Consider the following 25,712-nt stretch of genomic DNA (forward strand, 5'->3'; position numbering starts at 1 on the left):
CCGCGTTTTGCTTCACCCTCACGAAATCCCACCCGATTCAGCGCGCCTCATACGATCGAGACGCCCTATTTTACCGACATGCTCGGACCGCCTTCGACCGCCAGCACCAGGCGACGGTTGGTGATGCGCGCGAGCTGCGCCAGCCGGCCGGCCGGGCGCTCGCCATAGAGGTCGGCAAGCGAAGCCGGCAGCACGAGCGCCAGCGCGCCGTTGCCGCGGCTCTCCCATTTCAGCCGGGGCATCACGCCCGGCATTGCCGCCGTCAGCAGATAGATGACGCGCATCATCGCTGCCAGCACGCGGGCGCGCTCGAGCATGCGCGGCGGCGCCAGCGCCTTGATCTCCGGGGCGATTCCATCGTTGAAGACGCCGTCATGGCGATAGGCGCTGGCTAAAGCCAGATAGGCGCGGCCGGGGTGGTCGACGCCGATGAAGGAGGCGTGCGCGATGATGTTGAGAGACTGCCTGCCGCGATATTCGGGATGCGCGCGCCAGCCGATATCGGCAAGCAGGCAGGCGGCATGGCGATAGCGCGCCTCGTCCACAGTCTCGTCGATGCCGAAGGCCTTGAAGGCCTTGCCGGTCCATTCGACGAGGTCATGCGCGTGATGGACCGAACGCGAACGCAGCACTGCCAGCTCTTCGGCCGCCGAGATCAGCGGATCGGCCTTCTGCTCGGCCGCGTCGAGCAGCGAATAGAGGAAGCCCTCGCGCACGCCCTGTGCCGAGACGACGATCTTGGAGGGCTGCATCGCCGCCATGATCTCCTGCAGCACGACGGCGCCGTAAGGCAGAAGCGAGCGGCGGTTCTTGGAGACACCCTCGATGCCCCTGACCTTCTCGACCTCGCCCTTGGCCACCTGCCTGAGGAAGTTCTGGGCACTGTCGGCGGCTATCTCGTAATGATGCATAACGCCGAGCGGATAGTTGCTCATCTCCATATGCAGCCGGGCGAGGTTTCGCCAGGTGCCGCCGACGGCATAGAAGACCCTGCCCTGCCCGCCCTTGAGCAACTTCGCCCGCGCCAGTTCCTGGCGCGCGATCTTCTGCGCCTGGACGAGCGAGTTCTTGGCCATGTCCTGCAGGCGCAGGCCGCCGAGCGGCAGCGTGATGCCGTCGCCGATCGTTTCGCCATTGATGTCGATGAGCTCAAGGCTGCCGCCGCCAAGGTCGCCGGCGATGCCGTTGGCCGGGTGGAAGCCGGATATGATGCCGAGCGCCGAATAATGCGCCTCCTGGCGGCCGGAAAGCACGCGGATCTCGGTCTTGAGCACGTCCTCGGCGCGGTGGATGAAATCCGGGCCGTTGATCGCCTCGCGCGCCGCCGCTGTTGCCAGCACATACATGTGCTCGGCGCCGGCCTGATCCGAAAGCGCGCGAAAACGGCGGAACTCCTCCATGGAGCGCGTCACCGCCTCGGGATCGAGCTTGCCCGTCGAAACGATGCCGCGGCCGAGGCCGGCCAGCATCTTTTCGTTGAACAAAAGTGTCGGCGAGCGCGCCAGCCCTTCGTAGACGACGAGGCGGATCGAGTTCGAGCCGATGTCGATGATCGACAGCGGCCGCCGGTCCTGGAGCCGGCCCTGGGAGACTGAAATCACGCGGCGGCGTTCTTCTTGCGGCGCTTGAACTGGGCGATGCGCCTGGGCGCATGCGATTTCAGCGCGTCACCCCGTCCGGAGAGGCTCGGATTGGTCATGAAATATTCCTGCGCGTTGAACGGTTCCTCGCCCTCCTCCAGCACGACGCGCCGGGAGGTGCCGTCAGCCAATACGTCGAAACTTTGCTGGTTGTCCATGACGTTGCCGAGCATGATCTGGCCAAGCACCTGTTCATGCACAGTTGGATTGGTGATCGGCACCAGGGTTTCGACGCGGCGGTCGAGATTGCGCGGCATCATGTCGGCGGACGAGATGTAGACGATCGCTTCGTCGGATGGCAGGCCGTGGCCGTTGCCGAAGCAGAAGATGCGGCTGTGCTCCAGGAAGCGGCCGACGATCGACTTCACCCTGATGTTCTCGGACAGGCCCGGCACCTGCGGCCGCAGGCAGCAGATGCCGCGCACGACGAGGTCGACCTCGACGCCGGAGCGGCTGGCGTCATAGAGCGCGTCAATGACGATCGGGTCGACCAGCGCGTTCATCTTCATCCAGATGCGGGCCGGCCGGCCCTCGCGCGCATGGACGATCTCATCGGAGATGTGTCTCAGGATTCGGTTGCGCAGCGTGAAGGGCGACACGGCAAGGCGCATCTCTTCGGCCGGCTCGGCATAGCCGGTTATGAAGTTGAAGATCTGCGCGACGTCGCGCGCGATCGTCGGATCGGTGGTGAAGAAGGACAGGTCGGTGTAGATGCGCGCCGTGACCGGATGATAGTTGCCGGTGCCGAGATGCACGTAGTTGCGCAACCTGCCGTCCTCGCGGCGCACGATGAGCGACATCTTGGCGTGGGTCTTCAACTCCAGGAAGCCGAAGACGACCTGGACGCCGGCGCGCTCGAGGTCGCGCGCCCAGCGGATGTTGGCCTCCTCGTCGAAGCGCGCCTTGAGCTCGACAAGCGCCGTCACCGACTTGCCGGCCTCGGCCGCGTCGATCAGCGCGCGCACGATCGGGCTGTCGTTCGAGGTACGGTAGAGCGTCTGCTTGATCGCCACCACTTCCGGATCGGCCGCCGCCTGGCGCAGGAACTGCACCACCACGTCGAAGGATTCGTAGGGGTGGTGGACGATGATGTCCTTCTCGCGGATAGCGGCCAGGCAGTCGCCGCCATGCTCGCGGATGCGCTCGGGAAAACGCGGATTGTAGGGCGTGAATTTGAGATCGTCACGCGGGATGGCGACGATCTCGGAGATCTGGTTGAGCGCCAGCGGACCGGTCAAGACGCTGATGCGGCTTGCCGAAACGCCGAGTTCGCCGGCGACGAAGTCGCGCAACTCGGCCGGCATCAGCGTGTCGAATTCGATGCGGATCACGGACCCGCGACGACGGCGTTTCAACGCCGTCTCGAACAGGCGCACGAGATCCTCCGACTCTTCCTCGACCTCGATATCGCTGTCGCGAATGATGCGGAACGTGCCGGAGCCCTTGACCTCATAGCCGGGGAACAGCTTGGAGATATAGATGCCGACCGCTTCCTCGAGCGGGATGAAGCGCACGTGGTGCTTGCGGTCGGGCAGACGGATGAAGCGCCGCAGCGCCACCGGCAAGCGCAGCAGCGCGCTCATCTCCTCGCCATTCTTGCGGTGGCGCAACTGCAGCGCCATCGAGAAACCGAGATTGGGGATGAACGGGAACGGATGCGCCGGGTCGATGGACAGCGGGGTCAGCACCGGGAAGACCTGTTCCTGGAAATGTTCTTCCAGCCAGGCCTTCTCGTCCTTGCTGAGCGCGTCGCGGGTGATGCTCTCGATGCCTTCCTTGTTGAGCAGCTCCATCAAGGTCGACAGGCTCTTCTGCTGGTCTTCCTGCAGTCGCTCGACCTCGCGCAGCAGCTGCTCGAGCTGCTGCTCGGGCGTGCGGCCGTCCGGACTCTTCAGCACAATGCCCTCGCGCACCTGGCCGGCGAGACCGGCGACGCGGACCATGAAGAACTCATCAAGATTGGCGGCCGAGATCGACAGGAAGCGGACGCGCTCGAGCAGCGGATGGTGCTCGTTCAGCGATTCCTCCAGCACGCGCCGGTTGAACTGCAGCCAGGAGAACTCGCGGTTGACGAAACGGTCGGGATTCCCGCCGTCGGGGCTTGCCGCCTCGACGGTGACGAATTCGCTCTGTACCGGTTTCAGTTCATTCATGGTTCCTTGCCCGCAACCGTCCCTTTTGGAGCGCCATACACCGCCGGACGCGTGACCGACGCTCTAACACGCTTTCATGACGCATGATGTCACGGAATCGGTAGTTCCCCGAGGTCATGCGCTTAACCGGCTCAACTTATCCTCTGCCAGCCTTTTGCGACAGTTTCATTTCATCGATCTTGCAAACTGGCAGGTTATGATCCAGATGCAAACGGGTCCGAACTGAAGGAGACGACGATGGCAGGCGGTTCCATTCCCCATTTCCAGAACGATGCGGGCCATCCGGTCATCGACATCGGCGTCAAGGAATTCATGTGTACCGGCGCCAATCCGCCTTTCGACCATCCGCATGTATTCCTCGACATGGGCGACGACGATGAGAAGGTCTGCCCCTACTGCTCGACGCTCTACCGCTATTCGCCGAAGCTGAAGGCGACGGAAACGGAGCCTGCCGGCTGCCTCTATATCGACCAGGCCGCCTGACTAGCAGGTCGCGGATGATTGCCAGATCATGACTGAAGCGCGGTCCCGGCAGGTCGTCATCGCCGGGGCCGGCATAGCTGGCCTGACTGCGGCGCTCGCCTTTGCCGAGCGCGGTTGCGTCGTGACCGTGCTGGAACAGGCCAGGCAGCTCGAAGTGGTGGGCGCCGGGCTCCAGCTTTCCCCCAACGCGACCCGCATCCTGCGCCGGCTCGGCGTGCTCGACCGCTTGGCGACAAGCGCCGTCAGGCCGGAAGCGGTGGTGCTGAAGGACGCCGCCACCTTGCGCGAGCTGGCGCGGGTGCCGCTGGGCCAGGCTGGGGAGAACCGCTGGGGCGCGCCCTATCTGGTCGCGCATCGCGCCGATCTGCACACTGCGCTGACAATGCGGATGGCCGAGCTGCCCGAGATCCAACTCGTCACCGGCGCGCGGGTGACGGACATCACTGTCGAGCCGCAAAACATCGCCGTCACAGCCGAAACGGATGGCGGAAAGATCGAGGCCGCCGGACACCTGCTGGTCGGCGCCGACGGCGTCTGGTCGACTGTTCGCAGGCAGCTTGCGGGCATCGATTCAGCTTTCGGGAAGAACCGCTTCTCCGGCGAGCTCGCCTGGCGCGCCACGGTGGCGGCGGAAAGCGCCGCCGGCCAGGCCTTTGCGGCGACCGGCGCGGGCGACTGCGTCACCACCTTCCTGCACCCGGGCTTCCATATGGTCGCCTATCCGGTGAGCAAGGGCAGCGCCGTCAACCTGGCCGCCTTCACCAAGGGCGAGCGCATCGCGGAAGGCTGGTCCGGCCATGCCGACCCCGCCATTCTTGCCGGCGCCATGCGCGGCACGTCGGCGGCCCTGGCGCGGCTTGCCGCGCTCGCCGGACCATGGACAGCGTTTCCGATCCACACCGTCGAGCAACGGCGTTGGACGATGCCGGAGGGCATCGCGCTGATCGGCGATGCCGCGCATGCCATGACGCCGTTCGCGGCGCAGGGCGCGGCGATGGGAATTGAGGACGCCTCGATGCTCGCCAACCTGATCGCAGCCAGCGATCCGAAGCAAAGCCTCACCATCTGGGAAAAGCTCAGGCGCCCGCGCATCGAAAAGGTGCTCGGGCGCGGCGCGCTCAACCGCCTCGCCTGGCACGCCTGGGGCCCGGTGGCCATCGCCCGCAACCTGGTGCTGGCGACACGGCCGGCAGAGAAGCTCGCCGCGGATCTGGATTGGCTTTACGGGTGGGAGGAGAAGGTTGTGAGGCGGTAGGGGCTTTTAGTGGGTGGCCGACAAAATTGGATTGGCCGGCGGGACAGCACCCCCCTCTGTCCTGCCGGACATCTCCACCACTTGGGCTACGACATGCACACATTTCCAAGCGGCTGGTCTTTGGCGATAGCGTGCATGGCTTGGCGCATGACTGTCCAACGCAGCGCTGGTCGACCCCCACTCCGTCTCGGCTTCGCCGAGCCACCTCTCCCCCGATCGACGGGGTAGAGGAAAGGCGCCAAGCGTTTTACCGCCAGCGCTCGTCCAGCAACGCTCCCTTCCTTTCCCTCCGGAGGGGGGAAAGGTGGCGCTGCGAAGCAGCGACGGATTGGCGGAACCACGTGGCAATCAAGCCTCCAGCCCGATCAGTCACGCCGGTCACAGAAGATGTGTGCATCCCCTAGACCACTTGGGGGGAGATTGGCAGCTTCGGCGCCGCCGGCCGGGCTTCTCAAAATCGCTCTCCGATCGCTCAGTGCAGGATCTGCGACAGGAACAGTTTCGTGCGCTCATGACGCGGATGGTCGAAGAACTCGGCCGGGGTGTTCTGCTCGACGATCTGTCCCTGATCCATGAAGATGACGCGGTTGGCGACCTTGCGGGCAAAGCCCATCTCGTGGGTGACGCAAAGCATGGTCATGCCTTCCTCGGCGAGGCCAACCATCGTCTCCAGCACTTCCTTGATCATTTCGGGGTCGAGCGCCGAGGTCGGCTCGTCGAACAGCATGATGCGCGGGTTCATGCAGAGCGAGCGGGCGATCGCCACGCGCTGCTGCTGGCCGCCGGACAGCTGGCCGGGGTATTTGTTGGCCTGCTCCGGGATCTTGACGCGCTTCAGGAAATGCATGGCGATTTCCTCGGCCTGCTTCTTCGGCGTCTTGCGCACCCAGATCGGGGCCAGCGTGCAGTTCTCCAGGATGGTGAGGTGCGGGAACAGGTTGAAGTGCTGGAACACCATGCCGACCTCTCGGCGCACCTCGTCGATCTTCTTCAGATCGTTGGTGAGTTCCTTGCCGTCGACGATGATCTTGCCCTTCTGATGCTCTTCCAGCCGGTTGATGCAGCGGATCATGGTCGACTTGCCGGAGCCGGACGGACCGCAGATGACGATGCGCTCGCCGCGCATCACCTTGAGGTTGATGTCCTTCAGCACATGGAACTCGCCATACCATTTGTGCATCCCGATGATGTCGATGGCGACATCGGTGGTCGAGATATGCATCTTCTTGGCATCGACCTTGATTTCTTCGGCGCTGACGGCGTTTTCGGTGGCCATGGCCAATTCCCCTTTTATCGTTCGATTTGATGCATGTCGTTGTCCCAAAACCGCTACGGGCTTTTGGGCGACATGCATCAGCGTTTGTAGCCGGTGTCGAGCCGGCGTTCGGTGTACATTGAATAGCGCGACATGCCGAAGCAGAACAGCCAGAACACGAAGGCGGCGAAGATCAGCCCGGACCTGGCGGTCTGCGGCGTCGCCCAGTTGGCGTCGGACAGGTTCTGCTTGACCACGCCCAACAGGTCGAAGATCGAGATGATGAGCACCAGGCTGGTGTCCTTGAACATGCCGATGAAGGTGTTGACGATGGCGGGGATGACCAGTTTGAGCGCCTGCGGCAGCACGATCAGGCCCATCTTCTGCCAATAGCCGAGGCCGAGCGAATCGGCGCCCTCATACTGCCCCTTCGGGATCGCCTGCAGGCCGCCGCGCACCACCTCCGCCATGTAGGCGGCGGCAAACAGCGACACGCCGATCAGCGCCCTCAGGTACTTGTCGAAGGTGACGCCAGCCGGCAGGAACAGCGGCAGCATAACGCTGGCGAAGAACAGCACTGTGATCAGCGGTATGCCGCGCACCGTCTCGATGAAGATCACGCACAGCATCTTGACGATCGGCATCTTCGAACGCCGGCCGAGCGCCAACACGGTGCCGAGCGGCAGCGACACGGCGATGCCGACGAAGGAGAGGCTCAGGGTGATCAGCAGACCGCCCCAGCGCGCCGTCTCGACATACGGCAATCCGAAGACGCCTCCGACCAGCAGGAAGAAGGCGACGATCGGCAGCACCAGGAAGAGCAGGATGGCGTTCAGCCCCTTGCGCGGCACGCGCGGGATCAGCATCGGCACCAGGAGCGCCACGAACAGGATGGCGACGAGGATCGGCCGCCAGCGCTCCTCGATCGGATAGGTGCCGAACATGAACTGGCCGAACTTGGCGTTGACGAAGGCCCAGCAGGCGCCGGTCCAGCCGTCGGGCTGGACGCCGCCCTGCGAGACCGTGGCGCAGACGCTGCGGTTAGGCCCGGTCCACTGGGCGTTGATGAAGGCCCAGTTGATGACCTGCGGCAGGATCCAGGCCACTATGGCAATGCCGAGGACAGTAAGGATCGTGTCGCCCACAGACGCGATCAGGTTCTTGCGCACCCATGCGTAGAGGCCGCGCTCACTGGGTGGCGCCGGCTGGGCGAGAGCCATCTCGGTGCGCACCCAGGACATATCGTGTTCCTGCATGGCCCTACCTCTCCACCAGCGCCATTCTGGCGTTGACCACGTTCATCACCGCGGAGGTGACGAGGCTCAGCACCAGATAGGCGATCATCATGATGAACACGCCCTCGACCGCCTGCCCCGTCTGGTTGAGCACCGTGCCGGCTGTGGCGGTGAGATCGGGATAGCCGATGGCGATCGCCAGCGAGGAGTTCTTGGTCAGGTTCAGATACTGGCTGGTCATCGGCGGGATGACGATGCGCATCGCCTGCGGCACCACGACCAGGCGCAGGATCGGCCCGGAGCGCAGGCCGAGCGCTGCGGCAGCTTCGGTCTGGCCCTTGTTGACGCCCCTGATGCCGGCGCGCACGATCTCGGCGATGAAGGCGGCCGTGTAGAAGGAGAGCGCCAGCAAGAGCGACAGGAATTCCGGTTTGACCTGGAAGCCGCCGGTCAGGTTGAAGGTCGACTGTTTCGGAAAATCGAAGCTGAGCGGCATTCCGCCAAGCAGGAAGGCGAGCACAGGCAGGCCGACAATCAGGGCGACGGATGTCCAGAACACCGGGAACTGCTGCCCGGTCGCCATCTGTCGCTGGTGCGCCCGGCGGGCGACGAACCAGGCCATGGCGAACGCCACGAGGAGCGCGACCAGGATCAACCACGAGCCGTCGCCCCATATGGCGCGCGGGAAATAGAAGCCGCGCTGATTGAGGAAGGAGCCGAAAGGCAGATGGATGCTTTCGCGCGGCGGCGGCAGCACGGCCAGCACGCCGGAGTACCAGAAGAAGATGACCAGCAGCGGCGGGATGTTGCGGAAGATCTCGACATAGACCGTGCAGATCTTGCGGATCAGCCAGTTATGCGACAGCCGGCCGATGCCGATGATGAAGCCGACGATGGTGGCGATGACGATGCCAGCCAAGGCGACGATGATCGTGTTGAGCAGGCCGACGAGGATGGCGCGGAAATAGGTCGAGTCCGAGTTGTAGGCGATCGGCGTGTCGGAGATATCGAAGCCTGCCCTGCCCTTCAGGAAGCCGAAGCCGGACGCGATATGCAAGCGCTGCAGATTGTCGATGACGTTATGGACGATCCACCAGATCGAGCCGAACACAAGGACGATGACCAGCGTCTGGAAGAAGAGGCTGCGTATTTTCGGGTCATTGATCAAGGAGCCGCTGCTCGGCCCCTCGCGAAGGATTTCCTGCGATGCCATGCGACAATCCCCTGAAAAGAGAAACCCGGGAGGCAGACGACCTGCCCCCCGGATCACATTTCGATCAGCGGATCGGCGGAGCGTATTGCAGGCCGCCCTTGGTCCACAGCGCATTGATGCCGCGCGCGATCTTGAGCGGGCTGCCGGAGCCGACATTGCGGTCGAACATCTCGCCGTAGTTGCCCACGGCCTTGACGATATTGACGACCCAATCGTTGGAGACGCCGAGATCAGTGCCGATCTTGGTGTCGGCCTCCTGGCCGAGGATGCGCTTGATCTCGGGATTGTCCGAGTTCTTCATCTCGTCGACATTGGCCTTGGTGATGCCGTACTCCTCGGCGTTGATCAGCGCAAAGAGCGTCCACTTCACGATGTGGTACCACTGATCGTCGCCCTGGCGCACGGCCGGTCCGAGCGGCTCCTTGGAGATGATCTCGGGCAGCACGACATGGTCGGCCGGCGCACCCAGCGTCAGGCGGATGCCGTAGAGGCCCGACTGGTCGGTGGTGTAGACGTCGCAGCGCCCGGCATCATAGGCGGCGTTGACTTCTTCCAGCTTCTCGAACACGACGGGGTTGTACTCCATCTTGTTCGACTTGAAGTAGTCGGCAAGGTTGAGCTCGGTCGTGGTGCCGCTCTGCACGCAGACGGCGGCGCCCGAAAGCTGCAGCGCCGAGTTCACGCCCGGCAGCTTCTTGGCGTTGATCATGAAGCCCTGGCCGTCATAATAGGTGACGCCGACGAAGTTCAGGCCGAGCGCGGTGTCGCGATTGATCGTCCAGGTGGTGTTGCGCGACAGGACGTCGACCTCGCCCGACTGCAGTGCAGTGAAGCGTTCCTTGGCGCTGAGCGGGGTGAACTTGACCTTGGTGCCATCGCCGAACACGGCGGCCGCAACGGCGCGGCAGAAGTCGGCGTCGATGCCCTGCCATTCCCCCTTGTCGTCCGGCGCGGAGAAGCCGGCGAGGCCGGTCGAGACGCCGCACTGGATGAAGCCCTTCTGCTTCACGGTATCCAGCGTGCCGGCCGAAGCTGCCGATGCCGTGAACCCGAGCGCGGCGGCGCCAAGAATGCCGATTGCAATGTGTTTCATGACCCTCAGACCCTTTTCTGCTTTACAGGCGCCCCTGCTTCCCAGGCAGCCCTGATCTTTTTTCATGCGTGAATGCAGCTCCCACTTCGACCCACTCCCGGGCCCGCATCGTTGCGATGCACTGCCTCCCATTCACGAAACGCATCGAAGGCGATTATTCCTGTGAGGTCAAGGGAAATGACCGAATTGCGACACGTTTGAAAACCGATTGCCGCGAATGCCCGAATTGCAGCCAAAAGCGCCCGCGAACTGGTCAAGAGCTGCAAACGAAACCGGCAAATCTGGCCACATGGAAATTTCCCACGTTACGTGAATTCCAGCCGGTTACTACTGTCGCCCCGAAAGGAAGGACTGGCATGATTCATGGCTGGAGGATGGCAGGCCGGGACGCCTTCGGCAAAGGGCGCACGCGAAGCGCGCAACGGGCGCAAAACGATCAGCCGGCGATCTTCATTTGGCCCATCCAAACACCGTCGCTTGGCGGGTGCCGAGCAGTTGCGCCGCCAGTTCCGCCGCTCTATGGCTGGCCTCCTGACACACTACGACAGGCGACGAACCATGGCGACAGACGGCAGCAAGATCGGCATCAACACGCGGCTTGCCCATTCCGGCAACAATCCGCGCGACTATTTCGGCTTCGTCAATCCGCCGGTCGTGCATGCCTCGACGGTGCTCTACCCCGACGCCGCCGCGATGGCTTCGCGCAGCCAGAAGTACACCTATGGCACGCGCGGCACGCCGACCATGGATGCCCTCACGCTCGCCGTCGACGCGCTCGAAGGGTCGGCCGGCACGATCGCGGTGCCGTCAGGCCTCGCGGCGGTGACTGTCCCCCTGCTCACCTTCGTCTCGGCCGGCGACCATCTGCTGATCGTCGATTCGGTCTATCACCCGACGCGGAATTTCGCCGACACCATGCTGAAGCGCCTCGGCGTCGAGGTCGAATACTACGATCCGCGCATCGGCGCCGGCATCGCCCGGCTGATCAAGCCCAACACGACCGTTGTATTCACCGAATCGCCGGGATCGAACACCTACGAGGTGCAGGACATTCCGGCGATCGCCAAGGCGGCGCACGCCGCCGGCGCGATCGTCATGATGGACAATACCTGGGCGACGCCGCTTTATTTCAAGCCGCTCGATCACGGCGTCGACATCTCCATCCATGCTGCGACCAAATATCCGGCCGGCCATTCGGACGTGCTGCTCGGCACGGTGTCGGCCAACGAGGCCTGCTGGAAGAAGCTCTATGAGGGCTTCTGCACGCTGGGTTGCTGCTCCGGCCCGGACGACGTCTACCAGGTGCTGCGCGGCCTGCGCACCATGGGGGTGAGGCTCGAGCATCACCAGAAGAGCGCGCTCGATATCGCGCGCTGGCTGGAAGAGCAGCCGGGCGTGGCTGAGGTTCTGCATCCGGCGCTGCCGAGCCACCCCGACCACGCGCTCTGGAAGCGCGACTTCTGCGGCTCGAGCGGTATCTTCTCGATCGTACTCAACGGCGGTGGGCAAAAACAGCAGCACGCCTTCCTCGACGCGCTGAAGATATTCGGCCTCGGCTATTCCTGGGGCGGCTATGAAAGCCTTGCCGTGCCGGTCTTCCTCGGCGACCGTACCATCGCCAAGGGCTCCTATGCCGGGCCGCTGATCCGCCTGCAGATCGGGCTGGAAGATGTCGAGGACCTCAAGGCCGACATCCAGCGCGGCCTGAAAGCGGCGGCCGAAGCCTGAGTAACCGGGCGGGCGCTCATCAATTGAGTCCGCAAACGCCCTCAACGCCTTGGCGTAATTGAGAAAGCGGAGGCCGCTGACGGCATGCCGCACGCGCCTCATCGCGCAATAATATTTTCCTCGGTCGCGAATTCGCGGATTGGTTTGGCTTCCAAATCCGTGGCTTCGGCGGCATTGCGGGCGACCGCAAAAATCACCACTCTTCCCAGGACCCGCCATGGCGTTCCGCCTCTTCGTTCCGATCCTTGCCGGCGCCACGCTTCGCGAACGGCTCACCGCCTGCATCGGCGCCACCATCGGCATCGCATTGACCGGTGTGATCAGCGGGCTCGCCATGGGCAGCGGCCCGCATGTGGCGATGCTGGTGGCGCCAATGGGCGCATCCGCCGTGCTGTTGTTTGCTGTGCCGTCGAGCCCGCTGGCGCAGCCCTGGTCGATCATCGGCGGCAACACGATCTCGGCGCTGGTCGGCGTGACCGTGGCGCATTTCGTGCACAACCCGGTGATCGCCTCCGGCCTCGCCGTGGCGCTCGCCATTGCCGCCATGTCGTTCACGCGATCGCTGCATCCGCCGGGCGGCGCCGCGGCGCTGACCGGCGTGCTCGGCGGGCCGGCCGTGGCCGCCGCCGGCTTCCTGTTTCCCTTCGTGCCGGTGGCGCTGAACTCTGTCATCCTGGTGACGCTGGGTTTCCTGTTCCACAAGCTGTCGCGGCGCAACTATCCGCATGTGCACGTGCCAGTGGCCAACAGCCACGGCACCGCCGACCGGCCGCCGGCGGAGCGCGTCGGCTTCCGACCCGAGGATGTCGATGCCGCCCTTGCGGCGCTCGACGAGACCTTCGACATCGACCGCGACGACGTCGAAAGGCTGCTGCGCCAGGTCGAGCTGCAGGCGATGGTGCGTTCGCACCGCACGCTGCTTTGCAAAGACATCATGTCCCGCGACGTGATCTCGGTGCCGGAGAACGCCACCGCCGACGAGGCGCGCAAGCAACTTCTCGACCACAACATCCGCACCTTGCCGGTGGTCGACGCCGAGGCGAAGCTCGTCGGCGCCGTCGGCCTACGCGAGCTGACGAGAGCGACCGACACGGTGAAGGGCGTGATGTCGAAGGCCGGCACCGCCTCGCCCGACACGCCGGCGATGAGCCTGCTGCCGGTGCTGACGGACGGGCACAGCCATGCGGTGGTGATCGTGGACGCGGGGCGGCATATTCTCGGCCTGATCACGCAGACCGACCTGCTGGCCGCCGCCGCGCGCGTGCAGGCTGCAGACAGGCCGCCGCTGAAAGCTGTAGCATAGCGCCTGACGGGTCCGGAAACCCGGGAACCTTTTGCCGGCAACCGCGTCCAATTGTCGGATGCAACGCCTGTCGGGAGATAGGGGCGCGATGAGAAAGTCCGCACTGCAGGCCGCCGCGATTTCGGCGGCGGACGCTATCGCCAGCGATATGGCGCTGGTGCGCCGGGCGCTTGCGCGCGAGGCGGGAGCCTTCCGCGCAATCATCAAGACGCACAACCAGCGGCTCTACCGCATCGCACGCGGCGTGGTGCGCAACGACGCCGAGGCCGAGGACATCGTGCAGGAAGCCTATATGCGCGCCTTCGCCGGCCTCGATACGTTTCGCGGCGATGCCTCGCTCTCCACCTGGCTGTCGCGAATCGTCATCAACGAGGCGCTCGGCCGGTTGCGCAAGCGAAAGCATGTCGTGGTGATGCCTGAAAACCCGGAGGCGCAGATCATCCGGTTTCCCCTGAATCAGAGTGGTTTGAACCCAAGTGATGATCCGGAGCGGACGATGGCGCAGCGACAGATCCTCGGGCTCGTCGAACGGGCGACAGACAGCCTTCCCGATGTCTATCGCAGCGTCTTCGTCGCCCGCGTCATCGAGGGGCTGAGCATCGAGGAGACGGCGGAGGTGCTGGGCATCCGGCCGGAGACGGTGAAGACCAGGCTGCACCGGGCGCGTAGCCTGGTGCGCAAGGCGCTGGACGACGAGATCGGCCCGGTGCTGCTCGACGCCTTCCCGTTCGCCGGCCGGCGCTGCGACAGGCTGACGGCAGCGGTGATGAAGAGGCTGGGATTCGGCGATTGAGTTCGTCATCCTCGGGCGTAGCGGCAGCGAAGCGGACGCGCAGACCCGAGGATCCATGCCGTTACGTCGACCGGGGATGCGACGGCCGAGAATTGAGGCCGGGCCTGATCGTCGATAGTATAATTCTGCACCGCTGCAGCGCTCAGGCGTCACGGCATGGATTCTGGGGTCTGCGCTGCGTCGCTTCGCTCCTTGCTCCGCCCCAGAATGACGAAGTGAGGGGCGTTTCGGCCGACCTCCAGCGTGTGTCGTTAAAGAGCCGCCCGACATCGTTTCGTTTCGAGACGTCCCGCGCTTTTCCCGGGAACGTTTCGCTCCTCTCCGCATCCAATCTCCGTCAACCCCCAGATGAAGCCCGCTGCCGATGTGCCGGGCGAAGGAGATGCCATGTTTATCCGACCGACCGCAGCTCTCGCCGCCTTCCTCCTCGTAAGCGCCGCGCCTTATGCGCAGGCCGCCGAGAAGCCAACCGACCCGCAGATCGCGCATATCGCCTACACGGCCGGCACGATCGACATCGAGGCCGCAAAACAGGCGATCAAGAAATCGAGGACCAAGGAAGTGGTCGACTTCGCCAAGGACATGGAGCGCGACCATGAGGCGGTGAACAAACAGGCGCTCGATCTGGTGAAGAAGCTGAAGGTCACACCGCAAGACAACGCCACCAGCCAGGCGCTGGTGAAGGCGGCGAAAGAGGAGCGCGCGAAGCTCGCCAAGCTCAAGGGCGCGGCCTTCGACAAGGCCTATATCGAGAACGAGGTTGCCTATCACAAGCAGGTCGACAGCGCGCTCGAAACACTGCTCATCCCCTCGGCCAGCAATGCCGAGCTGAAGAGCCTGCTCGAAACCGGGCTCAAGATCTTCCAAGGGCATGAGCAGCATGCCGAACATGTCGCCGGCGCGCTGAAATGAAAACGAGTTTTCTGCCACTCTCGGTCGCGCTGGCGCTCGTCGCTTCGCCGGCGCTCGCCGCCACCATCGAGGTGACGATCGACAAGCTGGTCTTCTCGCCGGCGAGCGTTAAGGCCAAGGTGGGCGACACGATCGAGTGGACGAACAAGGACGTGATCGCCCACACCGCGACGGTGACGGGCGATTGGGACGTGATGATCCCGCCGAAGTCGAAGGGGAAGGTCACGCTCAAGCAGCCGCGAGCGGTCGACTATTTCTGCCGCTTCCACCCCAACATGAAGGGTCATGTCGAGGTCTCGCCTTGATCCGCCGCCCGGTCCAACGCGAGCGCGGCGCGCCGCGCCTCGCTTGGCCGGGCGACATGCATCGATGAACCGTCGCAAGCAGGCTGGCGGCCGCAAAGGGATCAGCTTTCTCTTGTTTGTATATTCACTGGTCGGTATACTTCGCGGATGAGCGAAAAGGCCAATCCGACCAGAAAGCGCCTCGTCGACGCGGCGGCGAAACTCTTCTATGCCGAAGGCATCGGCCGCGTCAGCGTCGACGCTGTGGCGGAAAAGGCGGGGCTGACCAAGCGCACGCTCTACTACCATTTCAAGAGCAAGGACGAGCTGATCACGGCCTATCTCGACAGCCGCGACCAGCCGAACCTCAAGCAGATGGCCGGCTGGTTCGAGGCCGCGGAAGGCGGCGCGGACAAGAAGGTCACGGCGATCTTCACCCACCTGGCGCGTGTGGCGCGGCACGTCAAATGGAAGGGCTGCGGCTTCTTGCGCACGGCCGCCGAGCTCGCCGCGATGCCCGGCCACCCGGCGGTGAAGGCCGGCTCCCGGCACAAGAGCAATTTCGAGAGATGGCTGGCGGGCGAGCTTTCGAGCCATGGCGTGCGCGAGCCGAAGATGCTGGCACGCGAGATCGTACTTCTGATGGACGGCGCCTTTTCCAGCATGCTGATCCACCACGATCCCGACTATATCACGGCCGCCGGTCACGCCGCCGCGACGCTGGTGCGGGCGCGTATGCAAGCGGCCTGAATCCCGGCTTCGAACCGGGCAGCGCAGCACCGCCGCCGTGCCGCTGCATGGCTGCGTCGGGCTTGGCCGGCTCGTTGCGAGCCCCCAACCTCGTCATCCCAGGGCGAAGCAGGAGCGAAGCTCCGTCGCGGAGACCCTGGGATCCATGCCGTTACCTTGATCGAAGGGGGCAAGCGGAGCAGAATTCTGCATCGCTGCAGCGCTCTGAAGTCACGGTATGGATCCTCGGGTCTACGCGGTACGCTTCGCTTCCCGCTCCGCCCGAGGATGACGAAGGATAGGCATTTCGGCCAATCGCCAAGGCATGCGCTCTGCCAATGCAGGCACCGGTCTAAATGTCTATGCTAAGGAACACCCAGCGCGCTGGACCAAAATCCGAGGCAAGGATTAGGGCCAACCCGCCTGACTTCGATGGTGCAACGCAGGAAGCGGATGGTCATTATAAGGAGAGCCTTTATAACGGTCGATCTGATCATGACCACCAAGGGGAGACGATGCGCTACATACGTCCGCAATCAATGGAAGATGCCGTGGGCCTTTTGGCCGGCGCGGCCGGCCCGGCCGCAATCCTTGCCGGGGGCAGCGACCTGCTGGTCAGGATGAAGGGCGGCTTTGTCGAGCCCGAGCTGATCGTCGACATCAAGGCGATCGCCGGCTTGAGCGACATTACCGAAACGGCCGACGGTTTCAGGATCGGCGCAGCGGTGCCCTGCGCGGTGCTGGGCGAGAACTCGGCGCTGAAGAAGGCATGGCCCGGCGTCGTCGAAGCCGCCAAGCTGATCGGCTCGAAGCAGGTGCAGGGACGCTGCACCATCGTCGGCAATCTGTGCAATGCCTCGCCCGCCGCCGACAGCGTGCCGGCGCTGGTGGCTGCCGGCGCCAAGGCCGTGGTGGCCGGGCCTTCGGGCAAGCGCACCATTGCCGTCGAGAGCGTGCCGACCGGGCCTGGCCGCACCTCGCTCGCCAAGGGCGAGATCATCGAGGCGATCCTGCTCGACAAGCGCGCGCCGCATTCCGGCGACGCCTATCAGCGCTTCATTCCGCGGACCGAGATGGACATCGCAGTGGTGAGCGCCGGCGTGAACCTGACCATCGATGAGCAAGGCATCATCAAATCGGCCCGCGTGGCGCTGGGCGCCGCCGCACCCACGGTGCTGCTGGTCGAGGAGGCCGCGGAAGTCCTCATCGGCAGGAAGCCGGACGAGGCGACGCTGGAGCGGCTCGCCAAGGTGTGCTCGGGCGCCTGCCGTCCCATCGACGACAAGCGCGGCACCATCGAATTCAGACGGAAAGTTGCGGGCGTGCTGGCCAAACGGGTCGCAGAGCTCGCCTACAAGCGTGCAGGAGGCAAGTGATGGCCGGTGTAGCGGTTTCAACGACAATCAACGGCGATCATGTCGAGTATCTGTGCCAGCCCGACGAGACGCTGCTCGAAGTGCTGCGCGACCGGCTGGGGCTCACCGGCGCCAAGGAAGGCTGCGGCACCGGCGACTGCGGCGCCTGCAGCGTCATCGTCGACGACCGGCTGGTCTGCTCCTGCCTGGTGCTGGGCGCGGAAGCCGAAGGTCGCCAGATCGAGACCATCGAGGGCATGGCGCATGGCGACCAGCTGCATCCGCTGCAGCAGAAATTCCTGGAGCATGCGGCATTGCAATGCGGCATCTGCACGCCAGGTTTCCTGATTGCGGCGAAGGACCTTTTGGCGAAGAACCCCTCCCCGACCGAGGAGGAAATCCGCTTCGGCCTCGCCGGGAACCTCTGCCGCTGCACCGGCTATGACAAGATCGTGCGCGCCGTCCAGGATGCGGCAAACGTGATGAAGGGAGCGTAAGCCATGAATTTCGATCCGCGCTTTTCAGGCCGAAAATTCGCTTCCGTCGGCACGCGCCCGATCCGCCCCGACGGCGTCGACAAGGTGACGGGACGCGCCCGCTACGGCGCCGACTTCAACATGGCCGGGCAGCTTGTCGGCCGCGTGCTGCGCAGCCCGCACGCCCATGCGGTCATCAGGAAGATCGACACCTCGAAGGCGGAAAAGCTCGCCGGCGTGAAGGCGGTGATCACCGCGAAAGACCTGCCCGACCTGACCGACGGCGATGCCGCCATGTTCGACATCCTCGACAACTGCATGGCGCGCACCAAGGCGCTCTATGACGGCCATGCGGTGGCCGCGGTCGCCGCGATCGACGCCCGCACCGCCAGGCAGGCGCTGAAGCTGATCGAGGTCGACTATGAGGTGCTGCCGCATGTGACCGATGTCGACGAGGCGATGAACCACCACGCGCCGCTGATCAACGACGCCATCTTCACCGAGGGGCTGGAAGAAAAGCCGGTCAAGCCCTCCAACGTCTCCAAGCGCACGCAATACGGCCATGGCGACGTCCATCAGGGCTTCGCCCAGGCCGATTTCGTCGTCGAGCGCTCCTTCAAGACCGAGCAGACGCACCAAGGCTATATCGAGCCGCATGCCTGCGTGGCGAGCGTCAACGCGGACGGCACGGCGGACCTGTGGGTCTGCACGCAGGGCCATTTCGTCTACCGCCAGCACTGCGCCCAGCTGCTCGGGCTGGAGGCCTCGAAGCTGCGCGTCACCTCCTCCGAGATCGGCGGCGGCTTCGGCGGCAAGACGCATGTCTGGGCCGAGCCGGTGGCGCTCGCGCTGTCGCGCAAGGCCGGCCGGCCGGTGAAGCTGGTGATGACCCGCGACGAGGTGTTCCGCGCCTCAGGCCCGACCAGCGCCACCTCGATCGACGTCAGAATAGGCGCCAGGAAGGACGGCACCATCACCGCTGCCGAAGCGACGCTGCGCTATAGCTGCGGCCCCTATGCCGGCATGTGGGCGGAGATCGGCGCCATGACGGCCTTCGCCTGCTACAAGCTCGAGAACGTCAAGACGGTCGGTTACGAGGTGCTGGTCAACCGGCCGAAGACCGCGGCCTATCGCGCGCCCTCGGCGCCGATGGCGGCGTTCGCGGTGGAAAGCGCGGTCGACGAGCTCGCCAAGGAGATCGGCATGGATCCGGTCGAGTTCCGCATCAAGAACGCGGCGCAGGAAGGTACCCGCGCCTCCTACGGACCGGTCTACGGCCCGATCGGCATCGGCCCGACGCTGGAGGCGGTGAAGAACCACCCGCACATGAAGGCGCCGCTGAAAGCAAACCAGGGGCGCGGCATGGCCTGCGGCTTCTGGTTCAACTTCGGCGGCCAGACCTGCACCGACTTGAACATCGGCATGGACGGCTCGGTCTCCTTGGCCGTCGGCACGGTGGACGTGGGCGGTTCCCGCGCCTCGCTGTCGCTGGTCGCGGCGGAGGAACTCGGCATCGACTACGCCCATGTCAAGGCGATCGTCGCCGACACCTCTTCCCTCGGTTACAACGACATGACCGACGGCAGCCGCGGCACCTTCTCCTCCTCGATGGCGACCATCTCGGCCGCCCGCAACGCGATCAAGGTGCTGCGCGAGCGCGCGGCGCAGATGTGGGACATTTCGGTCGACGACGTCGCCTGGGAAGCCGGCCACGCCGTCGCCAAGGGCGAGAAGCACGGCAATCTCGGAAAACTGTCGCTGAAGGAGATCGCGGCGCAGTCCGGCAAGACCGGCGGGCCGATCGCCGGCCATAGCGAGCTCGTCGCCGACGGCGCGGGCGTCTCCTTCGCCACCCATATCTGCGACGTCGAGGTCGACCCCGAGACTGGCTCGACCAGGGTGATCCGCTACACGGTGGTGCAGGACGCCGGCAAGGCGGTGCACCCGACCTATGTCGAGGGCCAGTACCAGGGGGGTGCGGCGCAAGGCATCGGCTGGGCGCTCAACGAGGAGTATATCTACGGCAAGGACGGGCGGCTGCAGAACCCGGGGTTCCTCGACTACCGCATCCCGGTGTGCTCGGACCTGCCGATGATCGACACGCAGATCCTGGAGATCCCCAACCCCAACCACCCCTATGGGGTGCGCGGCGTCGGCGAGACCTCGATCGTGCCGCCGCTGGCGGCGATCGCCAATGCGGTGTCGAACGCAGTCGGCGTGCGCATGAGCCACATCCCGATGTCGCCACCGCGGATTCTTGCGGCGCTGGAGGCCGAACGGGAGGGCTAATGCCGAAAAGCGCGAAGCGGTTTTCAGCTGGCATCACCATCCCGATGAGGATCTGGGGATAATGGTCGAAGTCACGCTCTGGGGATCGCTAGGCGCGCTCGCCGGAGGCCAGAGCAAGGTCGAGGTCGAGGCCAAGGACATCAGGGAGCTGTTCCGCAAGCTCGCGGAACAGTATCCCGGCCTCGAACCGCTGATCGATCGTGGGATAGCGGTTTCGATCGACGGGACGATTTATCGCGATACGTGGAGTAAGGAACTGCCGCAGGGAGCGGAGATTTTTCTGCTGCCGCGGCTGGCGGGGGGGTGAGGCGGGACCTCCCTCGCCTGCTCGGTGGTGACCACGACAGCTGAACCGGCTGGCTCTTTCCGCCTCGCTGCATGGCGTGTCCTCGCGCTGCTACCATTTTTTGCCTTCGCGCTTCCCCGGTTTGTCCAAAGAGAAAGCGACAGCTTTCTGTTTGGAATTTGGATTCTGGCTTATGGATTATGGGGCTTATCCCCGGCCTTAACCCGTGGCTTATCCAAAACCAGCATTTCCCAGTCTTTCCAACGGCTTCTGCCTCGACCCCGACAGCGCATCGAGCTGCTGTTGGAGGTGCCCGTTGAGCACGATCATTTCCTTGAGCGCCTTCACGGGATCTCCCTTGTGAAGGGCAATGAACTTGTCGGCCGTGGCCTGAAGCGCGGCCTCTTGGCGGCTGTCGAGCCTGACAATGTGGTCCATTTCCGACACTCCTGATGCTGGAAGCTCGCAGTGAACAAAAGAGGAACAAAATTGTCAAGGTCGAATTGACTCGGCAAGGAATGGGTTCCTATCCGTATCTCATGCCGGAACCGAGTAGCAGAAGCAGACGCTTTGTCCAGACGTTAAGCCGCGCCCATGAGATCGGGCAGTTCGTTCGCGTCCGGTGCATCAACTGCAACATCACGCGCTACTACCTGCCGGGCGACCTCCTCAAGCTGATGGGGGACATTCCGTTCTGGGACGTCGAGCGGCGCATGCGGTGCGAACGATGCGGGCGGCGAGAGTTCGATGTGGACATTCTGCTGCCCAGCGCCGTCCAAGGCGTGAAGATACGCATAAGGCGACTTGTGGAGGTTCGCATGGTGCGGCGGGTGATCTGGCGTGACGATCTTTAGTTTTGTATCCTATTGCCCTGCGGCTCCCAGGGCTGCGGCAACAGTCTGCTCAATAATTTGGATGTTGTCGTCCGCCACCTTTAGAGAAGAAGCCGCCTGCGAACCACGCAGCGTGCAAGTCGCAACATCGCTCGTATTGCTCGCAGCCGCTCGGGACAGTTCAATTCCGGTGTTAGTTGACGATTTTACATCATTCAACCTATTGGAAATATTCGTAAAATATCCCTTAAACAATGCCTTCTGAGCCAGACAGGCATCCGCGTCGCCAAGCTTCGCTATTGAGTCCGTCTGCAGCTTGTTTGCTCGCTCGTTAGCATCTTTCAGGTCGCTTATGAGCTTGCCATTTTGAATGTTAAGAGCATCAATGCTTTTGTTGGCGTCTAGCAGTTTCTGCTCTAGGTCCTGTTTAGTCTGCAAAAGAGGGGCGTGAGCCTCATTGTGCTTTTGCGCATTGGGAACCGTTATCCACATAATCGCCCCAAATATCGCCGCCCCACCAGTAGCCTTTAGCCAGCGCAAATCAAGCGATGCTGAAACCGGCAAAAATACAAAAAACGAACCGCATGCCAAAGACAAGAGTGTCAGAAACATGACATCGTATTGGGCATCTTTATCGTCATGTCCCAACTTGATAAGTATTAGCAAGAAACCTACAGAAATCGCAAATTGCACAAACTCGAAATACGAAAATTGTTTCAGCTTTCCCGCATAACCTTCACCGTCCCCGCTACTCAATTTAACCTCCCCGCGCCGCCGATCCCAGCAGAAAGAGACAATACCACTTCCAACGGCGGATTTTAAGCCTACAGTCTAAAATAACGAGCCTTGTGTGGAGATATGCTGCGGAAACTTGATCTGCGTGGCGGGCTTCTCGACAATCACCAGGGCATCGTCCGGGGCTGGCCGCTGCATGTGCCGCGCTTCCGACCACGGAACTGTGAGCCAAGCCTCAACCTCTTCCCGCGTGGTGAGGATCACCGGCATGGCCTTCTCATGGATCGGCGCTATGAGGGCATTGGGTTCGGTAGTCAGAAATCCGTAGACTTCGTGGTCGGCCGGATCAGCCTTCGCTTTTCGCATGCCGTGCCAAGCCGTCCAAAGCCCGGCAAAAAAGAACAACGGGCGATCCTCGCTCAGGGCAAACCAATAGTTCTTCTTGATGCCTGTCTCGGGGTCTTTCACGTCAACCGGGCTGGGCTCCGCGAAGCTCGTCACCGGCACCACGCAACGGTGCTCGACCCCGAGATACTGTTGCCAATGGAAGTAGTTGGTCTTGCGAACGTTGGTGGTTCCGTAATCCGCTTTGCCCTTCACTCGCTCGGGCGGCGACGGCATTCCCCACAGGAGATTGGCAAGCTCACGTTGGCCATCGGCGGCATTGCGGACCACCGGACCGGGCGTGTTGGGATAGATATCAATGGATGGTTCAAGGTTGCCCATGATGTCCCGCATGGCGCGGGTCCATTCGCGAATGGCGTCTTGGCTGGTGGTGATATTATAAAGATTGCACATACCTTCGAATGTGCATCAACGAGGCGGCGTTCGCCAGTGGAGGAACAGTATCCGGCATCGAGCCTGGATCGACTGCGAGATCGCGGTGGCGATCGACGGAGCGATCTACCATGTTACGTGGTCGACGGAACTACCGCCAGAGACGGGGATTTTTCTGCTGCCGGGATTGGCGAGGATGACAGGTAGTGTCTATGGCGGAGCGAAAGCAGCGCAATGGAAATCGCTCATGCTCCTACGTTTTCTTGTCCGGAGCATTTCGCCCACTTCGACGAGTTCTATTCTCCTTTGGTTCCGGAAGTGCCAAGCTGCGCTGAAAATTGCCCCCTTGCTCCTCAAGCCGCTCGATGCGTTTCTGTAGATTTTGCAGCGCAAAGTCCAAATCCTGCAGACTGCGTCCGTTCCTAACTCGGTCAGTCGAGTTCCGTGTCGATTCTGCTTTGGGAAGAGCTAAGTTGGGAGAGGTGATATCGCTGCGGCCATAAGGAAATGCGCTCGTTACCCCCAACACCAATTCAACGGATAGGACACGAGCGGACGCGCCACGTACATCGAGCTTGAGTGACCTACCCGGTGTGATCCACCTAGAAAGCTCCTCGTAAGCGATGTCACAGGAAGGACGCCCCTGAAAGTCATCAGCTGCGAGGAGGCCCTTTGCAACGAGACGACCTAACCCCCCTTGATCGGACATCACGCGCAGGGGTGTCATGGCACCGGCAAATGCACCTTGCCAGATTGGCGCCAGCGGTAATGCACGGGCGTGCCGGCGCAACAACTCCGGCGCAACCGCCACTCCCGGATCGACAAAGCTTGCTCCTAGGCCAAGAAGAGCATCGATAGCGGGAGAGCGAGGTCCAGATGCCAAACGTTCAGCCAGTCGATCAAGCGCTCGAACCCGTTCGACCTGAGGCCCTTGAGCACAGAAGGTCAGTTCTGGCAGGTCAAAGTAATCTCGAGCTTGCATAGCCGTCCTCGCGACAAGTTCGGCCGTTTCCAATTCCCCCGATTGCTGAGCTATATGCGACAGAATACTGATCAATGGCTCCAGAGCCTGTTGGCTGCTGTACATGGTTTTGCCGACGCGCCCGCTCAGCACAAACCACAGAGGGACTAAAGCATCAGCCGCGAGGGGGCGGCTGCCTTCCCGTAGACTTTGCGAAAGCTCGTCGTGGCGACGTGCTAGCTCAACGAAATTGACGTCGTTGCTCCACACTGCGGCGGCTCGTCCGGCCGCAAAGCTGGCGGTTGACGCGGCGGCTGAACCGGGTACATCTCGTAAGTTTTGGATTCCCCCAGCTTGTACACTGCATTCGGCCAGAACTACGCCAACCCATGCACCCAGCATACTTCCAAGAGTTACGGTCGGAGGTCGGCTGGCTATGCGTTCAGCTTGGGATTCCGGAAGGATGCGGCACCATTGACTTACGGGTGACAGCGCCGGGAAGTAAGAATTGAGCCACGCCAGAGTGTCTATGAAGTCCTCATCGCGAACCACCAACACCTCTGCCAATGGGTCACCCAATGTGGCACTCCAACTCCCAACTGCCCCACCGCGAGCGGGAGGTCGTTGACGCACGAAACGCTCCCAAATCTTCGGCTCCACTGGCAGGCGCGCAAACTGCGTCATCGCCTCCGGGAGGGCGTCGCGCTCGAAATGGCCACCACGAAAGGTTTCAGGCATGTTATATCTCAGAACAGAGTGGATAGGTCGGTCGTCAGTTCGCCGCTCGCCGGCACCATGTGACCGAGAAGTGGGCCGACATGATAGACGGACACTTCTGTTTTGGCACGGGTGACAGCCGTGAAGGCCAATTCCCTGTTGTGCGACTTGAACTCCTCTCCTTCGAAGAGATGTACAGCTCGAAATTCCGACCCTTTTGCCGCATAGACGGTCATAACACGAACACGGCTGCTATCGTTATAAGCGTGATAATCGTTGCTCTTTTGGCGCACCGTGATTGATGAAAGTAAGGGATCGGCACTGGCGGCCGCCATGAACCTGTCTAAGGAATCGTTGAGCGGCCCGATCACACCAATAGGCTCTTCCGTTATGTAGCGAAGCTGCTCCTTCACCTTCGCAATGCATTTTTGAATCATTTCATTTTCATCTGCGCACGGAATCGCTTCGACTGACGACGGACGAAGCCGTTCAGGATAGTTGCATCCTTCCAGAAGCGGCGCTTGGTCAGCCTTGGGAGGCAGTATCTGATCAGCATATTCGCATATCTTCTCGCCAATTCGATAGTGGCGACTCAGCTCCATGGTCTCATCGGCGATAGCCGTTGCGGCTTTGAGACCCTCTCCTTTCCAAATTCGCTGTCGTATGTCGCCGGCAAAGTTGACGCGACTAGCAAGCCGATGAATTAGCTGCAGTTCGCTCTCCCAGAAATCCTGTACCTCATCAACGAAAATGACATCATAAAGCTTACCAAGTCTTTGGTGCTCCACTGTTTCCTCAAGCGCATCGACAACGGAGCGGCGCTCCTCATCGAAACTATCGCTGTCGTCCGGCAAGGTCCCACCATGATTCCGGATCGTAGCTCTCGCCCATGCCATGAAGGTGGATATCTCTCCCCTCTGAATTTGATCAGCACGACCTACATTCGGGCCTGACCGCAGGTGCTCAGCAAGCGCGCGGGTAAAGGTCAAAACCATTTGCCGCGCTCCTATCGGACGAACATAGTTAGCCCTCAACATAAGGATGTTGGTCTTTCCGGATCCGGGCGGACCTAAGATCAAAAGCGAGCTGTCTGCAGTGGCAGTCAGAATAGCCTTTTGATCATCATCCAACTGTGACGGATCGACCCACCAAGTTTCGTTCACGAAATACTCCCCCTATGCCTATGCCTATGCCTATGCCTATGCCT

24 protein-coding genes are annotated in these 25,712 nt (G+C 62.7%); 13 read left to right on the forward strand and 11 right to left on the reverse strand.

Going from position 1 to position 25,712, the window contains the following annotated elements; all coding sequences use genetic code 11:
• Positions 1-65 precede the first annotated feature (65 nt).
• Positions 66-1,601, reverse strand: coding sequence for an exopolyphosphatase (ppx, locus tag QAZ22_RS23700; RefSeq protein ID WP_278203152.1), 1,536 nt, complete (start codon positions 1,599-1,601; stop codon positions 66-68).
• Positions 1,598-3,793: an RNA degradosome polyphosphate kinase gene (locus tag QAZ22_RS23705; protein WP_278203153.1), complete on the reverse strand. Its 2,196-nt coding sequence runs from the start codon at positions 3,791-3,793 to the stop codon at positions 1,598-1,600. The genes ppx and QAZ22_RS23705 overlap by 4 nt, the downstream gene beginning before the upstream one ends.
• A gap of 237 nt (positions 3,794-4,030) precedes the next feature.
• Here QAZ22_RS23705 and QAZ22_RS23710 point away from each other — a divergent pair, with 237 nt between their 5' ends.
• The gene (locus tag QAZ22_RS23710; protein ID WP_278203154.1) at positions 4,031-4,276 is read left to right on the forward strand and encodes a zinc-finger domain-containing protein; all 246 of its coding nucleotides are present in this window, start codon (positions 4,031-4,033) and stop codon (positions 4,274-4,276) included.
• A 28-nt stretch (positions 4,277-4,304) separates the two neighbouring features.
• Positions 4,305-5,531: an FAD-dependent monooxygenase gene (locus QAZ22_RS23715; RefSeq protein ID WP_278203155.1), complete on the forward strand. Its 1,227-nt coding sequence runs from the start codon at positions 4,305-4,307 to the stop codon at positions 5,529-5,531.
• 472 nt (positions 5,532-6,003) lie between these two features.
• On the opposite strand, the gene QAZ22_RS23720 is transcribed toward QAZ22_RS23715, so the two are convergent.
• The 4 genes from QAZ22_RS23720 to QAZ22_RS23735 all read right to left on the reverse strand — a co-directional run bounded on the left by QAZ22_RS23720 (position 6,004) and on the right by QAZ22_RS23735 (position 10,327).
• Positions 6,004-6,807 (reverse strand): amino acid ABC transporter ATP-binding protein, encoded by an 804-nt coding sequence (locus QAZ22_RS23720; protein WP_278203157.1) that lies wholly within the window; start codon positions 6,805-6,807, stop codon positions 6,004-6,006.
• A gap of 77 nt (positions 6,808-6,884) precedes the next feature.
• Positions 6,885-8,042 (reverse strand): amino acid ABC transporter permease, encoded by a 1,158-nt coding sequence (locus QAZ22_RS23725; protein WP_278203158.1) that lies wholly within the window; start codon positions 8,040-8,042, stop codon positions 6,885-6,887.
• Between the two features lie 4 nt (positions 8,043-8,046).
• Positions 8,047-9,234, reverse strand: a complete 1,188-nt coding sequence (locus QAZ22_RS23730) for an amino acid ABC transporter permease (protein ID WP_278203159.1) — start codon at positions 9,232-9,234, stop codon at positions 8,047-8,049.
• Between the two features lie 64 nt (positions 9,235-9,298).
• Positions 9,299-10,327, reverse strand: coding sequence for an amino acid ABC transporter substrate-binding protein (locus QAZ22_RS23735; RefSeq protein ID WP_278203161.1), 1,029 nt, complete (start codon positions 10,325-10,327; stop codon positions 9,299-9,301).
• 558 nt (positions 10,328-10,885) lie between these two features.
• Here QAZ22_RS23735 and QAZ22_RS23740 point away from each other — a divergent pair.
• The 10 genes from QAZ22_RS23740 to QAZ22_RS23785 all read left to right on the forward strand — a co-directional run bounded on the left by QAZ22_RS23740 (position 10,886) and on the right by QAZ22_RS23785 (position 20,503).
• On the forward strand, positions 10,886-12,055 hold the full coding sequence (locus QAZ22_RS23740; RefSeq protein WP_278203162.1) for a cystathionine beta-lyase: 1,170 nt from the start codon (positions 10,886-10,888) through the stop codon (positions 12,053-12,055).
• 217 nt (positions 12,056-12,272) lie between these two features.
• Positions 12,273-13,358, forward strand: a complete 1,086-nt coding sequence (locus tag QAZ22_RS23745; protein WP_278203164.1) for an HPP family protein — start codon at positions 12,273-12,275, stop codon at positions 13,356-13,358.
• A gap of 88 nt (positions 13,359-13,446) precedes the next feature.
• Positions 13,447-14,151 carry an RNA polymerase sigma factor gene (locus QAZ22_RS23750; RefSeq protein ID WP_278203165.1) on the forward strand — a complete coding sequence of 235 codons (705 nt, stop codon included), beginning with the start codon at positions 13,447-13,449 and terminating at the stop codon, positions 14,149-14,151.
• Between the two features lie 387 nt (positions 14,152-14,538).
• Complete coding sequence (locus QAZ22_RS23755; RefSeq protein ID WP_278203166.1) at positions 14,539-15,063, forward strand: DUF4142 domain-containing protein; 525 nt, start codon at positions 14,539-14,541, stop codon at positions 15,061-15,063.
• Positions 15,060-15,368 (forward strand): cupredoxin family copper-binding protein, encoded by a 309-nt coding sequence (locus tag QAZ22_RS23760; RefSeq protein WP_278203167.1) that lies wholly within the window; start codon positions 15,060-15,062, stop codon positions 15,366-15,368. Before QAZ22_RS23755 ends, QAZ22_RS23760 begins: the two co-directional genes overlap by 4 nt.
• Positions 15,369-15,515: 147 nt before the next feature.
• Positions 15,516-16,097, forward strand: a complete 582-nt coding sequence (locus QAZ22_RS23765) for a TetR/AcrR family transcriptional regulator (RefSeq protein ID WP_278203168.1) — start codon at positions 15,516-15,518, stop codon at positions 16,095-16,097.
• Between the two features lie 494 nt (positions 16,098-16,591).
• The gene (locus QAZ22_RS23770; protein ID WP_278203169.1) at positions 16,592-17,452 is read left to right on the forward strand and encodes a xanthine dehydrogenase family protein subunit M; all 861 of its coding nucleotides are present in this window, start codon (positions 16,592-16,594) and stop codon (positions 17,450-17,452) included.
• On the forward strand, positions 17,452-17,928 hold the full coding sequence (locus QAZ22_RS23775) for a (2Fe-2S)-binding protein (RefSeq protein ID WP_278203170.1): 477 nt from the start codon (positions 17,452-17,454) through the stop codon (positions 17,926-17,928). Before QAZ22_RS23770 ends, QAZ22_RS23775 begins: the two co-directional genes overlap by 1 nt.
• Before the next feature lie 3 nt (positions 17,929-17,931).
• Positions 17,932-20,196, forward strand: a complete 2,265-nt coding sequence (locus QAZ22_RS23780; RefSeq protein ID WP_278203172.1) for a xanthine dehydrogenase family protein molybdopterin-binding subunit — start codon at positions 17,932-17,934, stop codon at positions 20,194-20,196.
• Between the two features lie 61 nt (positions 20,197-20,257).
• Complete coding sequence (locus QAZ22_RS23785; RefSeq protein WP_278203173.1) at positions 20,258-20,503, forward strand: MoaD/ThiS family protein; 246 nt, start codon at positions 20,258-20,260, stop codon at positions 20,501-20,503.
• A 210-nt stretch (positions 20,504-20,713) separates the two neighbouring features.
• Here QAZ22_RS23785 and QAZ22_RS23790 read toward each other — a convergent pair whose 3' ends face one another.
• Positions 20,714-20,920, reverse strand: coding sequence for a hypothetical protein (locus QAZ22_RS23790; protein ID WP_278203174.1), 207 nt, complete (start codon positions 20,918-20,920; stop codon positions 20,714-20,716).
• Between the two features lie 14 nt (positions 20,921-20,934).
• On the opposite strand from QAZ22_RS23790, the gene QAZ22_RS23795 reads away from it, so the two are divergent.
• Positions 20,935-21,336, forward strand: coding sequence for a hypothetical protein (locus QAZ22_RS23795; protein WP_278203175.1), 402 nt, complete (start codon positions 20,935-20,937; stop codon positions 21,334-21,336).
• A 9-nt stretch (positions 21,337-21,345) separates the two neighbouring features.
• On the opposite strand, the gene QAZ22_RS23800 is transcribed toward QAZ22_RS23795, so the two are convergent.
• From QAZ22_RS23800 to QAZ22_RS23815, 4 genes are all read right to left on the reverse strand, one after another.
• The gene (locus QAZ22_RS23800; RefSeq protein WP_278203177.1) at positions 21,346-22,071 is read right to left on the reverse strand and encodes a hypothetical protein; all 726 of its coding nucleotides are present in this window, start codon (positions 22,069-22,071) and stop codon (positions 21,346-21,348) included.
• 75 nt (positions 22,072-22,146) lie between these two features.
• Positions 22,147-22,848, reverse strand: a complete 702-nt coding sequence (locus tag QAZ22_RS23805; RefSeq protein ID WP_278203178.1) for an SOS response-associated peptidase — start codon at positions 22,846-22,848, stop codon at positions 22,147-22,149.
• Positions 22,849-23,080: 232 nt separating this feature from the next.
• Positions 23,081-24,526, reverse strand: a complete 1,446-nt coding sequence (locus tag QAZ22_RS23810) for a hypothetical protein (protein WP_278203180.1) — start codon at positions 24,524-24,526, stop codon at positions 23,081-23,083.
• 8 nt (positions 24,527-24,534) lie between these two features.
• On the reverse strand, positions 24,535-25,668 hold the full coding sequence (locus QAZ22_RS23815) for an AAA family ATPase (protein ID WP_278203181.1): 1,134 nt from the start codon (positions 25,666-25,668) through the stop codon (positions 24,535-24,537).
• Positions 25,669-25,712: the final 44 nt, after the last annotated feature.

Origin of the sequence: Mesorhizobium sp. WSM4906 (assembly GCF_029674625.1) — a bacterium.
Taxonomy (GTDB): domain Bacteria; phylum Pseudomonadota; class Alphaproteobacteria; order Rhizobiales; family Rhizobiaceae; genus Mesorhizobium.

What these genes read in the sequence shown, in the direction of transcription:
- QAZ22_RS23780 (WP_278203172.1), top strand. Translation starts at nt 17,932, where the DNA reads ATGAATTTCGATCCGCGCTTTTCAGGCCGAAAATTCGCTTCCGTCGGC.
- QAZ22_RS23785 (WP_278203173.1), top strand. Translation starts at nt 20,258, where the DNA reads ATGGTCGAAGTCACGCTCTGGGGATCGCTAGGCGCGCTCGCCGGAGGC.
- QAZ22_RS23725 (WP_278203158.1), bottom strand. Translation starts at nt 8,042, where the DNA reads ATGCAGGAACACGATATGTCCTGGGTGCGCACCGAGATGGCTCTCGCC.
- QAZ22_RS23790 (WP_278203174.1), bottom strand. Translation starts at nt 20,920, where the DNA reads ATGGACCACATTGTCAGGCTCGACAGCCGCCAAGAGGCCGCGCTTCAG.
- QAZ22_RS23760 (WP_278203167.1), top strand. Translation starts at nt 15,060, where the DNA reads ATGAAAACGAGTTTTCTGCCACTCTCGGTCGCGCTGGCGCTCGTCGCT.
- QAZ22_RS23805 (WP_278203178.1), bottom strand. Translation starts at nt 22,848, where the DNA reads ATGTGCAATCTTTATAATATCACCACCAGCCAAGACGCCATTCGCGAA.
- QAZ22_RS23720 (WP_278203157.1), bottom strand. Translation starts at nt 6,807, where the DNA reads ATGGCCACCGAAAACGCCGTCAGCGCCGAAGAAATCAAGGTCGATGCC.
- QAZ22_RS23735 (WP_278203161.1), bottom strand. Translation starts at nt 10,327, where the DNA reads ATGAAACACATTGCAATCGGCATTCTTGGCGCCGCCGCGCTCGGGTTC.
- QAZ22_RS23730 (WP_278203159.1), bottom strand. Translation starts at nt 9,234, where the DNA reads ATGGCATCGCAGGAAATCCTTCGCGAGGGGCCGAGCAGCGGCTCCTTG.
- QAZ22_RS23710 (WP_278203154.1), top strand. Translation starts at nt 4,031, where the DNA reads ATGGCAGGCGGTTCCATTCCCCATTTCCAGAACGATGCGGGCCATCCG.
- QAZ22_RS23770 (WP_278203169.1), top strand. Translation starts at nt 16,592, where the DNA reads ATGCGCTACATACGTCCGCAATCAATGGAAGATGCCGTGGGCCTTTTG.
- QAZ22_RS23705 (WP_278203153.1), bottom strand. Translation starts at nt 3,793, where the DNA reads ATGAATGAACTGAAACCGGTACAGAGCGAATTCGTCACCGTCGAGGCG.
- QAZ22_RS23750 (WP_278203165.1), top strand. Translation starts at nt 13,447, where the DNA reads ATGAGAAAGTCCGCACTGCAGGCCGCCGCGATTTCGGCGGCGGACGCT.
- QAZ22_RS23755 (WP_278203166.1), top strand. Translation starts at nt 14,539, where the DNA reads ATGTTTATCCGACCGACCGCAGCTCTCGCCGCCTTCCTCCTCGTAAGC.
- QAZ22_RS23775 (WP_278203170.1), top strand. Translation starts at nt 17,452, where the DNA reads ATGGCCGGTGTAGCGGTTTCAACGACAATCAACGGCGATCATGTCGAG.
- QAZ22_RS23810 (WP_278203180.1), bottom strand. Translation starts at nt 24,526, where the DNA reads ATGCCTGAAACCTTTCGTGGTGGCCATTTCGAGCGCGACGCCCTCCCG.
- QAZ22_RS23795 (WP_278203175.1), top strand. Translation starts at nt 20,935, where the DNA reads ATGCTGGAAGCTCGCAGTGAACAAAAGAGGAACAAAATTGTCAAGGTC.
- QAZ22_RS23745 (WP_278203164.1), top strand. Translation starts at nt 12,273, where the DNA reads ATGGCGTTCCGCCTCTTCGTTCCGATCCTTGCCGGCGCCACGCTTCGC.
- QAZ22_RS23765 (WP_278203168.1), top strand. Translation starts at nt 15,516, where the DNA reads ATGAGCGAAAAGGCCAATCCGACCAGAAAGCGCCTCGTCGACGCGGCG.
- QAZ22_RS23715 (WP_278203155.1), top strand. Translation starts at nt 4,305, where the DNA reads ATGACTGAAGCGCGGTCCCGGCAGGTCGTCATCGCCGGGGCCGGCATA.
- QAZ22_RS23740 (WP_278203162.1), top strand. Translation starts at nt 10,886, where the DNA reads ATGGCGACAGACGGCAGCAAGATCGGCATCAACACGCGGCTTGCCCAT.